The organism is Serratia sp. 121840015-1, from assembly GCF_053627655.1.
This window is the reverse complement of sequence record NZ_JBSEYF010000007.1, coordinates 124,097-138,404: the sequence shown is the minus strand read 5'-3', so window position 1 is coordinate 138,404 and position 14,308 is coordinate 124,097. Positions and strand designations below refer to the sequence as shown.

At 62.1% G+C, this 14,308-nt stretch carries 9 protein-coding genes; 8 read left to right on the top strand and 1 reads right to left on the bottom strand.

What is annotated here, in order from left to right:
* Positions 1–327 precede the first annotated feature (327 nt).
* Positions 328–1,644 carry a gluconate transporter gene (gene gntT / locus ACUXAC_RS23720; protein ID WP_033636339.1) on the top strand — a complete coding sequence of 439 codons (1,317 nt, stop codon included), beginning with the start codon at positions 328–330 and terminating at the stop codon, positions 1,642–1,644.
* Positions 1,645–1,745: 101 nt separating this feature from the next.
* Entirely contained in the window at positions 1,746–2,273 is a 528-nt protein-coding gene (gene gntK / locus ACUXAC_RS23715; RefSeq protein WP_033649350.1) for a gluconokinase, read from the top strand.
* A gap of 30 nt (positions 2,274–2,303) precedes the next feature.
* Here gntK and ACUXAC_RS23710 read toward each other — a convergent pair whose 3' ends face one another.
* Positions 2,304–2,897 (bottom strand): YhgN family NAAT transporter, encoded by a 594-nt coding sequence (locus tag ACUXAC_RS23710; protein ID WP_025159894.1) that lies wholly within the window; start codon positions 2,895–2,897, stop codon positions 2,304–2,306.
* A gap of 192 nt (positions 2,898–3,089) precedes the next feature.
* Between ACUXAC_RS23710 and asd the strand changes: the two genes are divergently transcribed.
* From asd to glgP, 6 genes are all read left to right on the top strand, one after another.
* The gene (gene asd, locus ACUXAC_RS23705) at positions 3,090–4,193 is read left to right on the top strand and encodes an aspartate-semialdehyde dehydrogenase (protein ID WP_016930397.1); all 1,104 of its coding nucleotides are present in this window, start codon (positions 3,090–3,092) and stop codon (positions 4,191–4,193) included.
* Positions 4,194–4,636: 443 nt separating this feature from the next.
* Entirely contained in the window at positions 4,637–6,823 is a 2,187-nt protein-coding gene (glgB, locus tag ACUXAC_RS23700; protein WP_060441400.1) for a 1,4-alpha-glucan branching protein GlgB, read from the top strand.
* Positions 6,820–8,802 carry a glycogen debranching protein GlgX gene (gene glgX / locus ACUXAC_RS23695; protein WP_060424485.1) on the top strand — a complete coding sequence of 661 codons (1,983 nt, stop codon included), beginning with the start codon at positions 6,820–6,822 and terminating at the stop codon, positions 8,800–8,802. Before glgB ends, glgX begins: the two co-directional genes overlap by 4 nt.
* A gap of 15 nt (positions 8,803–8,817) precedes the next feature.
* Entirely contained in the window at positions 8,818–10,095 is a 1,278-nt protein-coding gene (gene glgC / locus ACUXAC_RS23690) for a glucose-1-phosphate adenylyltransferase (RefSeq protein ID WP_004930810.1), read from the top strand.
* A gap of 135 nt (positions 10,096–10,230) precedes the next feature.
* Entirely contained in the window at positions 10,231–11,661 is a 1,431-nt protein-coding gene (gene glgA / locus ACUXAC_RS23685; RefSeq protein ID WP_049202834.1) for a glycogen synthase GlgA, read from the top strand.
* A 141-nt stretch (positions 11,662–11,802) separates the two neighbouring features.
* Positions 11,803–14,250 (top strand): glycogen phosphorylase, encoded by a 2,448-nt coding sequence (gene glgP / locus ACUXAC_RS23680; RefSeq protein ID WP_055311829.1) that lies wholly within the window; start codon positions 11,803–11,805, stop codon positions 14,248–14,250.
* The last annotated feature ends 58 nt before the right edge of the window (positions 14,251–14,308 follow it).

Below are 14,308 nucleotides of genomic sequence, written 5' to 3'. Positions count from 1 at the left end.
TCTGTTTTAACACCCTTTCTTTTTGCAGCGCGCCCTGAGGCGCGCGGGTTATCCCGCCTGTAAGCCCGCCGGTCGTTGCCGGCATAAGTTTGATCTCTGTCCCAGAACGCGAATTTTAGCCGCTTACCCGGTTCCGGCGCTCATGTTGTTACCGGTATCATGATACCGGTAACAACGAGCGTGCGGTCATCTTGCTGCAAGACTGAACCTCTGAATCAACAACACCTACAGCTCTTCTTAAACACCGGGAAAGAGCCTAAAAATAAAACAACCGCACGCTTTACGCCTATCGTAAAGAGAGTCGCGATAAAAGGTTGGAGAAAAATTATGCCATTAGTGATTGTTGCAGGCGGCGTAGCGCTGCTGCTGCTGCTGATGATCCGCTTCAAGCTGAACGGCTTTATCTCTCTGGTGCTGGTTGCTCTGGCGGTCGGGATCGCACAGGGTATGCCGGTCGATAAGGTCATCGGCTCCATCAAGGCCGGCGTGGGCGGCACGTTGGGCAGCCTGGCGCTGATCATGGGCTTCGGCGCCATGCTCGGCAAACTGCTGGCGGACTGCGGCGGCGCACAGCGCATCGCCACCACGCTGATCGACAAGTTCGGCAGAAAACATATTCAATGGGCGGTGGTGCTGACCGGCTTCACCGTCGGCTTCGCGTTGTTCTACGAAGTGGGCTTCGTGCTGCTGCTGCCGCTGGTGTTCACCATCGCCGCCTCCGCGCGCATCCCGCTGCTGTACGTCGGCGTGCCGATGGCCGCCGCGCTGTCGGTGACCCACGGCTTCCTGCCGCCGCACCCGGGCCCGACGGCCATCGCCACCATCTTCCATGCCGACATGGGTAAAACCCTGTTGTACGGCACGCTGCTGGCGATCCCGACGGTGATCCTGGCCGGCCCGGTTTATGCCCGCTTCCTGAAAGGCATCGACAAGCCGGTGCCGGAAGGCCTGTACAACCCGAAAACTTTTACCGAAGCAGAGATGCCGAGCTTTGGCGTCAGCGTCGCCACGTCGCTGGTGCCGGTGATCCTGATGGCGCTGCGCGCGGTGGCTGAAATGGTGTTGCCGAAGGGCCACAGCCTGCTGCGCTTCGCCGAGTTCTTCGGCGACCCGGTGATGGCGACCCTGATCGCCGTGCTGATCGCTATCTTCACCTTCGGCCTGAACCGCGGCCGCACCATGGATGAAGTGATGGGCACCATCACCGACTCGATTAAAATCATCGCCATGATGCTGTTGATCATCGGCGGTGGCGGCGCCTTCAAACAGGTGCTGGTGGACAGCGGCGTCGAGCAGTACATCGCCGGCCTGATGGAAGGCAGCAACGTTTCGCCGATCCTGATGGCCTGGTCGATCGCCGCCGCGCTGCGTCTGGCGCTGGGTTCCGCCACCGTGGCGGCGATCACCGCCGGCGGCATCGTCGCCCCGCTGATCGCCACCACCGGCGTCAGCCCTGAGCTGATGGTGATTGCGGTCGGTTCCGGCAGCGTTATCTTCTCGCACGTTAACGATCCGGGCTTCTGGTTGTTCAAGGAGTACTTCAACCTGAGCATCATGGAAACCATCAAATCCTGGTCGGTGCTGGAAACCATCATCTCGGTGTGCGGCCTGGTGGGCTGCCTGCTGCTGGCGACGGTCGTATAATCGTTATCCGACGCCCTGCGGGGCGTCGGCGTTCCAGAGTATCTTTATCAGTTGGGACGCATTTGGCGCGCTCGCGCCAGTTCCCATAAGGGCATGACACAATGAGTAATCCGCAGAATCACGTATTTATCCTGATGGGGGTGTCCGGCAGCGGTAAATCCGCCGTGGCCAGCGCCGTCGCCCGGGAAGCCGATGCCGCCATGCTGGACGGCGATTACCTGCACCCGCGCGCCAACATCAACAAAATGGCCGCCGGGCATGCGCTGGACGACAACGATCGCGCTCCGTGGCTGGCTGCGCTCAACGACGCCATCTTCGCCATGCAACGCACCAATCCGGTGTCGCTGCTGGTCTGCTCGGCGCTGAAAAAAAGCTATCGCGACCGCCTGCGCGAAGGCAATCGCAACCTGCATTTCCTCTACCTGAAAGGGGATAAAACGGTGATTGAGGAGCGCCTGAAACAGCGCAAAGGCCACTTCTTCAAACCGCAGATGCTGGTTTCGCAGTTCGCCACGCTGGAAGAGCCGGGCGAGCAGGAGCCGGATGTGCAGGCGATCGACATCAACCAGCCGCTGGACGGCGTGGTCGCCGACACGCTCGCCTGCATCAACCGCATCACCGCCCGCTAAGCGCGGGCCGTTGTCGGCGCCGCCAGGCGCCTACAGCTTCATGTAAGCCCGCACGCCGTCCAGGAACATCTGGGTCGACAGCATCACCAGAATCAGCCCCATCAACCGCTCCAGCGCGCTGACGCCTTTGCTGCCCAGCAGGCGCAGGAACAGGTTCGACATCAGCAAAATGGCCGCAGAGAGACCCCAGGCGATTAACAGCGCCGCCACCAGATGGGGCAGCTGGTGCGGATACTGGTGCGACAGCAGCATCAGCGCTGCAAGAATCGACGGCCCGGCCACCAGCGGGATCGCCAGCGGCACCAGGAAGGGCTCTTCGCCGGCGGACAGCCCCGAACTGTTGCCCTCCTGAGACGGGAAAATCATCTTGATGGCGATCAGAAACAGGATGATGCCGCCGGAAATGGAGACGGTTTCGGTGCGCAGGTTGAGGAACGCCAGAATTTTCTCGCCGGCGAACAGGAAAATCAGCATCAGCAGCAGGGCGATCAACAGCTCGCGGATCAGCACCACCCGGCGCCTGCGCGGCTCCAGGTGCTTGAGCACCGACATGAAAATTGGCAGATTGCCCAGCGGATCCATAATTAAAAACAGCAATACCGTAGCGGAAATCATCTCTGTCATGGTGACCTCGTGATCGGGAAAACGCCTCGGCCTTTCTGGCCGCGTCCTTGCCTATAAGAAGGATTGCTGAGAAATCCTCAGCCATCGAATAAATTCACTTTGCGCCCGCGCCGACATTTTGTAAGGTGAGGAGATATTGCACACAACTCGTTATCACCTACATAGCCCTTATCCGGGCGGGAAACAGATATTATGAAAAACGTTGGTTTCATCGGTTGGCGCGGAATGGTCGGCTCGGTTCTCATGCAACGCATGACGGAAGAGCGCGATTTCGACGCCATTCGCCCGGTCTTTTTCTCCACCTCGCAGCACGGTTCTGCCGCGCCGGCCTTCGGCGGCCAGCAGGGCACGCTGCAGGATGCGTATGACATCGACGCGCTGAGCGCGCTCGATATCATTATTACCTGTCAGGGCGGCGATTATACCAACGAAGTGTATCCTAAGCTGCGCGCCAGCGGTTGGCAGGGTTATTGGATCGACGCGGCCTCGTCGCTGCGCATGCAGGACGATGCCATCATCATCCTGGATCCGGTCAACCACGCGGTGATTCAGCAGGGCCTGGACAAAGGTATCAAAACCTTCGTCGGCGGCAACTGCACCGTCAGCCTGATGCTGATGTCGCTCGGCGGTCTGTTCGCCAACGATTTGGTGGAGTGGGCGTCGGTCGCCACCTACCAGGCGGCCTCCGGCGGCGGCGCGCGCCACATGCGCGAACTGCTGACCCAAATGGGCATGTTGCACGCCGACGTGGCGAAGGAACTGCAGGACCCGGCTTCCGCCATTTTGGATATCGAGCGCAAGGTGACCGAGGCCACCCGCAGCGGCAAACTGCCGACCGATAACTTCGGCGTGCCGTTGGCCGGCAGCCTGATCCCGTGGATCGACAAGCAGCTCGACAACGGCCAGAGCCGTGAAGAGTGGAAAGGCCAGGCGGAAACCAACAAGATTCTGAACACCGGGAGCGTGATCCCGGTCGATGGCCTGTGCGTGCGCGTCGGCGCGCTGCGCTGCCACAGCCAGGCGTTCACCCTGAAGCTGAAAAAAGACGTGTCGCTGCCGGAAATCGAGCAGATGCTGGCGACGCACAATGACTGGGTGCGCGTGATCCCGAACGACCGCGAGCTGACCATGCGCGAACTGACGCCGGCGGCGGTGACCGGTACGCTGAATACGCCGGTCGGCCGTCTGCGCAAGCTGAATATGGGGCCGGAGTACCTGTCGGCGTTCACCGTGGGCGACCAGCTGCTGTGGGGCGCGGCCGAGCCGCTGCGCCGCATGCTGCGTATCCTGTTGTAAACCCGCACTTCCTGGGGGCTGGCTGATTTCAGCCCCCTAAAGCCTCATTTTCCGCTTTTTTGTTCGCCGCGCACCGCGCCGGGCAACGTCACCGCAAGCCTCGTTTCACCGGGCTCCACCCCGCATATCTCCTCGTCGGCCGCCGCATGCAGAAGCCGGCGGGCTGGCAGTTTTCTTAATGAAGAATTTTCCTGAGCAATGCTGAGCAGTTTTTAACAGACATTGGCTATGCTTAACGCATGGGCGAACAATTTTTCACCATGACTGAAATATTTCAAAAAATAAGCATAAAGAGCGAAATTCAGGTCGGCAGAGTAAAGATTGGTCAATAACCGACCGCAATCACGCTTTAGAGTCCGAATGCATTGCATGATGACCAAAACGGCCAAGGAATAACCAACAAGCCGTGCTTAGATCATGCTGTTAATCTAAGGAAGAAGACTATGCCTGTACTTCCCGATCGTGACGTGATTGATCAGATCATCTCCGGCCATTACGCCGATCCCTTTGCTCTGCTTGGCATGCATGCGACCGATAACGGTCTGCAGGTGCGTGCGCTGCTGCCGGACGCCACCGAGGTTTGGCTGATTGAGCAGCAAACCGGCCGGCGGTTGGCGCAGCTGAACTGCGACGATCCGCGCGGCTTCTTCAGCGCCGTGGTGCCGCGGCGCAAAAATCCTTTCCGCTATCAGCTGCAGGTCAGCTGGCGCGATCACCAACAGACTGTCGACGATCCCTACCGGTTCGGCCCGCTGCTGCAGGACATCGACAGCTGGCTGCTGGCCGAGGGCACGCACCTGCGCCCCTATGAACGCCTGGGGGCTCACCTCGCCACGCTGGATGGCGTCGACGGCGTCAGCTTTGCCGTTTGGGCGCCTAACGCCCAGCGCGTCTCGGTGGTGGGGGAGTTCAACTTCTGGGACGGCCGCCGCCATCCGATGCGTTTGCGGCGTGAAAACGGCATCTGGGAGCTGTTCCTGCCCGGCGTGCGGGCCGGCCAGCTGTACAAATATGAAATCGTCGATTGCTACGGCAATACCCAGCTGAAAGCCGATCCTTACGCCTTCGAGGCGCAGATGCGCCCGGACACCGCCTCGCTGGTGGCGCCGCTGCCGGAGGTGGTGCCGTCGACGCAGGCGCGCCGCCGCGCCAACGATTTTGACCAGCCGATCGCTATCTACGAGGTGCATCTCGGCTCATGGCGTCGCCACACCGACAACCACTTCTGGCTCAGCTACGGCGAGCTGGCGGTGCAGCTTATCGACTATGTGAAGGACATGGGATTCACCCATATCGAGCTGCTGCCGATCAACGAGCACCCGTTCGACGGCAGCTGGGGCTACCAGCCGCTGGGGCTGTATGCGCCGACCCGGCGCTTCGGCACGCCGGCCGATTTCAGGGCGTTCGTGGCGGCGGCGCATGAGGCGGGCATCAACGTGATCCTCGACTGGGTGCCGGGGCACTTCCCGAGCGACGCCTACGGCCTGGCAAACTTCGACGGCACGGCGCTGTACGAATACGCCGATCCGCGCGAGGGCTTCCATCAGGACTGGAATACGCTGATCTACAACTACGGCCGCCACGAGGTGCGCAACTACCTGGCGGGCAACGCGCTGTATTGGCTGGAGCGCTTCGGCATCGACGCGCTGCGGGTCGATGCGGTGGCGTCGATGATCTATCGCGACTACAGCCGCGCCGACGGCGAGTGGGTGCCGAATTACTACGGCGGCAACGAGAACCTGGAGGCGATCGCCTTCCTGCGTTATACCAACCAGACTATCGGCCAGGCGCAGCCGGGCGCGGTGACGTTGGCGGAGGAGTCCACCGACTACCCCGGCGTCACCCTGCCGCCGGACGCCAACGGTCTGGGGTTCCACTACAAATGGAACCTCGGCTGGATGCACGACACGCTCAATTACATGAAGTGCGATCCGGTGCACCGTAAGTATCACCACAACCAGATGACCTTCGGCATGCTGTATGCCTATACCGAGAACTTCGTGCTGCCGATCTCGCACGATGAAGTGGTGCACGGCAAAAAATCGATCCTCGACCGCATGCCGGGCGACGCCTGGCAAAAGTTCGCCAACCTGCGCGCCTACTACGGGTTTATGTGGGCGCATCCGGGCAAAAAGCTGCTGTTTATGGGCTGCGAGTTTGCGCAGGGGCGCGAGTGGAATTTCGATACCAGCCTCGATTGGCATTTGCTGGAAGGGCTGGATAACTGGCACAACGGCGTGCAGCGGCTGGTGCGCGATCTGAACCACTGCTACCGGCAGCAGGCGCCGCTGTATGAGCGTGACTATCGCCCGGACGGCTTCGAGTGGCTGGTGGTCGACGATCACGACAACTCGGTGTTCGCGTTCGCGCGCTACGATTCGCAGGGCAATGAGCTGATCGCCATCAGCAACTTTACCCCGGTGCCGCGCTACCGCTACCGCATCGGCCTCTCCCGCGCCGGCGACTATCGCGAGATCCTCAATACCGATTCGCACCACTATCACGGCAGCAACGCCGGCAATCAGGGGCGGGTCTCTTCCGAAGCGGTCGGCAGCCACGGCCGCGACTTTTCCATCTGCGTGACGCTGCCGCCGCTGGCGACCATTTATCTGCTGCGGGAGGCGCCATGACGGAGCTGACGGCCGGCCTCGCCGCGCCGCTGGGCGCGCATTACGACGGCGAAGGCATCAATTTTACCCTGTACTCGGCGCACGCCGAGCGGGTGGAGCTGTGCCTGTTCGACGGCCAGCAGCGTGAGGTGCGCCTGCCGCTGCCGGCGCGCAGCGGCGATATCTGGCATGGCTATTTGCCGGGCGGCAAGCCGGGACAACGTTACGGTTACCGGGTCTACGGCCCGTTCGACCCGGCGAACGGACAGCGGTTCAACCCCAACAAGCTGGCGCTCGATCCGGCCGCGCGCGCGGTGGAAGGGCCGGTGGCGGACCACCCGCACCTGCACGGCGGTTACGATCGGCCGGATCCGCACGACAGCGCCGAGCTGATGCCGAAATGCGTGGTGGTGGACCAATGCTATGACTGGCAGGACGATCGCCCGCCCGCCACGCCCTGGGGGCAGACGGTGATTTACGAAGCGCACGTACGCGGCCTGACGCTGCTGCACCCGAAGATCCCGCCGGCGCTGCGCGGCAGCTTCGCCGCGCTGGGGCACCCGGTGATGATCGCCCACTTCAAACGCCTCGGCATCACCGCGCTGGAACTGCTGCCGGTGCAGCAACATACCTCCGAACCGCGTCTGCAGCGGCTGGGGCTGATCAACTACTGGGGCTATAACGTGCTGGCGCCCTATGCGCCGGACAACCGCTACGCCAGCCTGAGCACCGACGGCACGCCGCTGAACGAATTTCGCGATGCGGTCAAGGCGCTGCATCAAGCCGGCATCGAGGTGATCCTCGACGTGGTGTTCAACCACAGCGCCGAGCTGGATATGGACGGGCCGATGCTGTCGCTGAGCGGCATCGACAACCAGAGCTACTACTGGCTGACGCCGGAAGGGGACTACGTCAACGACACCGGCTGCGGCAATACCCTGCGGCTCGATCAGCCGCAGGGCGTGGCCTGGGTGATGGACTGCCTGCATTTTTGGGTGCGGGAGTGCCACGTCGACGGCTTCCGCTTCGATCTGGGCAGCGTGCTCGGCCGCACGCCGGGGTTCGATCGCGATGCGCCGCTGTTCCAGGCGATGCTGGCGGACGATGTGCTGTCGCGCTGCAAGCTGATAGCCGAACCCTGGGACGTTGGCCCCGGCGGCTATCAGGTGGGGGCGTTTCCCGGCCGCTTCGCCGAATGGAACGACCATTACCGCGACGACATGCGCCGTTTCTGGCTGCAGAGCGGCGTGTCGCTCGGCCAGTTCGCCCGGCGTTTTGCCGCCTCCAGCGATGTGTACAACCAGCGCGGGCGAGCGCCTTACGCCACCGTCAACATGCTGACCGCCCATGACGGTTTTACCCTGCAGGACGTGGTCAGCTTCAACGAGAAACACAATCAGCCGAACGGCGAAGGCAACCGCGACGGCAGCGATCGTAATTTCAGCAACAACCACGGCGTGGAAGGCCTGGTCGCCGACGACGCCATTGTGCAACGCCGCAGGGCCAGCCAGCGGGCGATGCTCGCCACGCTGTTGCTGTCCCAGGGAACGCCGATGCTGCTGGCCGGCGATGAACAGGGACACAGCCAGCAGGGGAACAACAACGCCTATTGTCAGGACAACGCCACCACCTGGCTCGACTGGTCCACGGCGGATGACGCGCTGACCGATTACGTCGCGGCGCTGATCGCGCTGCGCCGCCGGATCCCCGCGTTGCAACAGGACCGCTGGTGGCAGCAGGACGACGGCAGCGTGCAGTGGCTGAACGCACAAGGGCAGGCGCTCGATGCGCAGCAGTGGGAGCAAGGCGATCTGCTTATGCAGATCCTGCTGTCGCAGCGCTGGCTGCTGCTGGTTAACGCCACGCCGCAAACGGTGGAGATGAGGTTGCCGGAAGGCGATTGGCAGGTTGTCGCTCCGTTCACTCAGGAAGACTCACGGGCGGTGTTACCCGCCTGGCACCAGGACGCGCGCTCGCTTTGCGTTCTGGTACGGAAATAATAAAAGGAGTCCGCTATGGTTAGGTTTGAAAATAAAGACCCCCTGATGTTGGCGCGCCAGCTGCCGATTAAATCCGTAGCGCTGATCCTGGCCGGCGGCCGCGGCTCGCGCCTGAAAGATTTGACCTCCACCCGCGCCAAGCCCGCCGTCCACTTTGGCGGCAAATTCCGCATCATCGATTTCGCCCTGTCGAACTGCCTGAACTCCGGCATCCGCCGCATCGGCGTGATCACCCAATACCAGTCGCACACGCTGGTGCAGCACATTCAGCGCGGCTGGTCGTTCCTCAACGAGGAAATGAACGAGTTCGTCGACCTGCTGCCGGCCCAGCAACGCCTCAGCACCGAACATTGGTACAAAGGCACCGCCGACGCGGTCTACCAGAATCTGGACATCATCCGCCGCTATGAGGCCGAATACGTGGTGATCCTGGCGGGCGACCATATCTACAAGATGGATTACTCGCGCATGCTGATCGACCACGTCGAGAAGGGGGCCCAGTGCACCGTGGCCTGCCTGCCGGTGCCGCGCAGCGAAGCCGGCGAATTCGGCGTGATGAAGGTGGATGAAAGCGACCGCATTATCGAGTTCCTGGAGAAACCCGCCGATCCGCCGGCGATGCCGGGCAACCCGGATATGTCGCTGGCCAGCATGGGCATCTATATTTTTAATGCCGCCTACCTGTTCCAGCTGCTGGAAGAGGATATGTCGACTCCCGGCTCCAGCCACGATTTCGGCAAGGATCTGATCCCGAAAATCACCGCGCAACAGGCGGCGTGGGCGCATCCGTTTACCTTGTCCTGCGTGACCTCCAACCCCGATCTGCCGCCGTACTGGCGCGACGTGGGCACGCTGGACGCCTACTGGCGCGCCAACCTCGATCTGGCGTCGGTAACGCCGGAGCTGGACATGTACGACCGCGCCTGGCCGATCCGCACCCACATGGAGCCGCTGCCGCCGGCCAAGTTCGTGCAGGATCGCTCCGGCAGCCACGGCATGACCATGAACTCGCTGGTGTCCGGCGGTTGCATCGTGTCCGGGTCGGTGGTGGTGCATTCGGTGCTGTTCCCGCGCGTGCGAGTGAACTCGTTCTGTACCATCGACTCTACCGTATTGTTGCCGGACGTGAACGTCGGCCGTTCCTGCCGCCTGCGGCGCTGCATCATCGACCGCGCCTGCCACATTCCGGAGGGCATGGTGATCGGGGAAAACGCCGATGAGGACAGCAAGCGCTTTTATCGCTCGGAAGGCGGCATCGTGCTGGTGACGCGCGAAATGTTGTCAAAATTGTGAGTTAACGTGGGCGGCAGAACGATAGCCTGCCGCCTGATGAACGGTTCGATGGCTTGCGCAACGCGGCAAACATAACAGCGGCAAGCCTGCTTTATTTCTTATCCAGAGGCCTTCGGCCGACTTTCAGGAGTGATAATGCAGGTCTTACACGTATGTTCTGAAATGTTCCCCCTGCTGAAAACGGGCGGACTCGCAGACGTGGTTGGCGCACTGCCGGCGGCGCAAATCGCCGAAGGCGCCGATGTTCGGGTGCTATTGCCCGCTTTCCCTGACGTACGCAACGGCATTCCGGACACCGTGCTGGTGGCGGAAATCGACTCGTTCGCCGGCCGGGTGGGCCTGCGTTACGGCACCTACCATGGCGTGGGCATCTATCTCATCGATGCGCCCTGGCTGTATGACCGGCCGGGCAGCCCGTACCACGACCAATCCATGTACGCCTACCCCGACAACCATCGCCGCTTTGCGCTGCTGGGCTGGATGGCCTGCGAGCTGGCCAAGGGGCTGGATCGCTACTGGCGCCCGCAGCTGGTGCACGCCCACGACTGGCACGCCGGCCTGAGCTGCGCCTATCTGGCCGCCAACGGCCACCCGGCGCGCTCGGTGTTCACGGTGCACAACCTGGCCTATCAGGGGCTGTTCTCCGCCCATCATGTGACCGAGCTGTGGCTGCCGGCGTCGTTTTACGACGTTTATGGCCTGGAGTTCTACGGCCAGATGTCGTTCCTCAAGGCCGGGCTGTTTTATGCCGACCACGTGACCGCCGTTAGCCCGACCTATGCGCGCGAGATCACCCGGCCGGAGTTCGGCTATGGCATGGAGGGGCTGCTGCAGGAACGGCAGCGGCAGGGCCGGCTGAGCGGCATCCTCAACGGGGTGGACGACAAGATTTGGGATCCGGCCCACGACCCGCGGCTGAGTACCCGCTACGACGCCGACGATCTGAAAAGTAAGGTCAAAAACAAGCTGCATCTGCAAAAGGCCATGGGGCTGAAGGTGGACGAATCGCTGCCGGTGTTCGCGGTAGTGAGCCGCTTGACCAGCCAAAAAGGTCTGGACCTGGTGCTGCAGGCATTGCCTGAGCTGCTGGCGCAGGGCGGGCAGCTGGCGCTGCTGGGCGCCGGCGACGCGGTGCTGCAACAGGCGTTTCTGGCCGCCGCCGCCGACTATCCCGAGCAGGTTGGGGTGCAGATCGGCTATCACGAATCCTTCTCCCACCGCATCATCGGCGGTGCCGACGTGATTCTGGTGCCGAGCCGCTTCGAGCCCTGCGGCCTGACGCAGCTCTACGGCCTGAAATACGGCACGCTGCCGCTGGTGCGCCGCACCGGCGGGCTGGCAGACACGGTGGTGGACTGCGCGCTGGAAAATCTGGCCGACGGCACTGCCAGCGGCTTCGTGTTCGACGATTGCGATGCCGTCGCGCTGGGCAACGCCATCCGCCGCGCCATGGTGCTGTGGAGCCGGCCGAAACACTGGCGCCACGTTCAGCGCCACGCCATGAGCGTGGACTTCGGCTGGCCGGTGGCGGCGAAAGAGTATCTGTCGCTTTATCAACGTTTGTAGCCCGCGTTTCGCGTCTTGGGTTGACGCGCGGCGGGCAGCCGTTTGGGTTGATTGTCGGGGCGCGGCATACCGCGTCCATGTTCAGCGGGGCCAGCTATTCCGCGGCGAATGGCTGGGCTCCCTAAAAGGGATCAAAAAGCCATGACTTCACCGTTTAGTTACACCTCACCTACGGTCAGTGTGGAAGCGCTGAAACACTCCATCGCCTATAAGCTGATGTTTATCGTCGGCAAGGATCCGGCCATCGCCAACCGGCACGACTGGCTGAACGCCGTGCTGTTCGCGGTGCGCGATCGCATGGTTGAACGCTGGCTGCGCTCCAACCGCGCCCAGCTGTCGCAGGACGTGCGGCAGGTGTATTACCTGTCGATGGAGTTCCTGATCGGCCGCACCCTGTCGAACGCGCTGCTGTCGATGGGCATCTATCAGGACATCGACAACGCACTGAACGAAATGGGGTTGAGCCTGGGTGAACTGCTGGAAGAAGAGAACGACCCTGGCCTCGGCAACGGCGGTCTGGGGCGCCTGGCGGCCTGCTTCCTCGATTCGCTGGCGACGCTGGCGCTGCCGGGGCGCGGCTACGGCATTCGCTACGAGTACGGCATGTTCAAGCAAAATATCGTCAACGGCCAGCAGATGGAGTCGCCGGACTATTGGCTGGAGTACGGCAATCCGTGGGAGTTTCCGCGCCACAACACCCGCTACAAGGTGCGCTTTGGCGGCCGCGTGCAGCAGGAGGGGGCCAAGGCCCGCTGGCTGGAGACCGAAGAGATCGTGGCCATCGCCTACGATCAGGTGATCCCCGGTTTCGACACCGACGCCACCAACACCCTGCGGCTGTGGAGCGCGCAGGCCAGTAACGAGATCAACCTCGGCAAGTTTAACCAGGGCGATTATTTCGCCGCGGTGGAGGATAAAAACCACTCGGAGAACGTGTCGCGCGTGCTGTATCCGGACGACTCGACCTCCTCCGGGCGCGAGCTGCGGCTGCGGCAGGAGTATTTCCTGGTGTCGGCCACGGTGCAGGACATCCTCAACCGCCATTGGCTGATGCACAAAACCTTCGACAACCTGGCGGACAAGATCGCCATTCACCTCAACGACACTCACCCGGTGCTGTCGATTCCCGAACTGATGCACCGGCTGATCGACGAGCACAAATTCAAGTGGCTCGACGCCTGGGAAGTGGTGGAGCAGGTGTTTTCCTACACCAACCACACGCTGATGAGCGAGGCGCTGGAAACCTGGCCGTTGGACATGATAGGGCGCATCTTGCCGCGCCATCTGCAGCTGATTTTCGAAATCAACGATCACTTCCTCAAGATGGTGCAGGAAGTGGCGCCGGGCGACAACGACCTGCTGGCGCGGGTCTCGATCATCGATGAAACCAACGGCCGCCGGGTGCGCATGGCGTGGCTGGCAGTGGTGGCCAGCCACAAGGTCAACGGCGTTTCTGCCCTGCATTCCGAGCTGATGGTGCAGTCGCTGTTCGCCGACTTTGCCCGGCTGTTCCCCAATCGTTTCTGCAACAAAACCAACGGGGTGACGCCGCGCCGTTGGCTGGCGCTGGCCAACCCGCCGCTGGCGGCGGTGCTGGACGACTGCATCGGGCAAACCTGGCGCACCGATCTCAGCCAGTTGAGCGAGATCAAAGCCAACGTCGATTACCCGAGTTTCCTGCAGGCGGTGCAGCGCGCCAAGCGGCAGAACAAGGAGCGGCTGGCGCTGTACATCGCCAAAACGCTCAACGTGGTGGTCAACCCGGATGCGCTGTTCGACGTGCAGATCAAGCGCATCCACGAGTACAAACGGCAGCTGCTCAACGTGTTGCACGTCATCACGCTGTATAACCGCCTGCTGGACGATCCGGAGATCGAGCGCGTGCCGCGGGTGGTGATCTTCGCCGGCAAGGCGGCCTCGGCCTACTATGCCGCCAAGCAGATCATCCGCTTGATCAACGACGTGGCCAAAGTGATCAACAACGATCCGCGCGTGCATACCCAACTGAAGGTGGTGTTCATTCCGAACTACGGCGTCAGCCTGGCGCAGATCATTATCCCGGCGGCGGATCTGTCGGAACAGATCTCGCTGGCGGGCACCGAAGCCTCAGGCACCAGCAACATGAAGTTTGCGCTGAACGGCGCGCTGACCATCGGTACGCTGGACGGCGCCAACGTCGAGATGCGTGAGCACGTGGGGGAGGAGAACATCTTTATCTTCGGCAATACCGCCGAACAGGTAGAGGAACTGCGCCGCAACGGTTACAACCCGCATCAATACTACGAGCAGGATCCCGAGCTGCATCAGGCGCTGACGCAGATCGCCACCGGCGTGTTCAGCCCGGACGAACCGAAGCGCTATAGCAACCTGTTCGACTCGTTGGTGAACCTGGGGGATCACTACCAGCTGCTGGCGGATTATCGCAGCTACGTGGATACGCAGGACAAGGTGGACGAGGTGTATCTCAATCAGGACGAGTGGACGCGGCGCGCGGTGCTGAATATTGCCAACATGGGCTACTTCTCCTCCGATCGCACCATCCAGGAATACGCGGACGAAATCTGGCACATTCAGCCGGTGAAGCTGTAAGACGGAAGAGAAAGCGCAAAGAAAAGGGCCGGATAACCGGCCCTTTTTCGTTACGCTG

Excerpts from the sequence above, each read along its gene's own strand:
- gntK (WP_033649350.1), top strand. The coding sequence starts at position 1,746 with ATGAGTAATCCGCAGAATCACGTATTTATCCTGATGGGGGTGTCCGGC.
- ACUXAC_RS23710 (WP_025159894.1), bottom strand. The coding sequence starts at position 2,897 with ATGACAGAGATGATTTCCGCTACGGTATTGCTGTTTTTAATTATGGAT.
- asd (WP_016930397.1), top strand. The coding sequence starts at position 3,090 with ATGAAAAACGTTGGTTTCATCGGTTGGCGCGGAATGGTCGGCTCGGTT.
- glgX (WP_060424485.1), top strand. The coding sequence starts at position 6,820 with ATGACGGAGCTGACGGCCGGCCTCGCCGCGCCGCTGGGCGCGCATTAC.
- glgC (WP_004930810.1), top strand. The coding sequence starts at position 8,818 with ATGGTTAGGTTTGAAAATAAAGACCCCCTGATGTTGGCGCGCCAGCTG.
- glgA (WP_049202834.1), top strand. The coding sequence starts at position 10,231 with ATGCAGGTCTTACACGTATGTTCTGAAATGTTCCCCCTGCTGAAAACG.
- glgP (WP_055311829.1), top strand. The coding sequence starts at position 11,803 with ATGACTTCACCGTTTAGTTACACCTCACCTACGGTCAGTGTGGAAGCG.
- glgB (WP_060441400.1), top strand. The coding sequence starts at position 4,637 with ATGCCTGTACTTCCCGATCGTGACGTGATTGATCAGATCATCTCCGGC.
- gntT (WP_033636339.1), top strand. The coding sequence starts at position 328 with ATGCCATTAGTGATTGTTGCAGGCGGCGTAGCGCTGCTGCTGCTGCTG.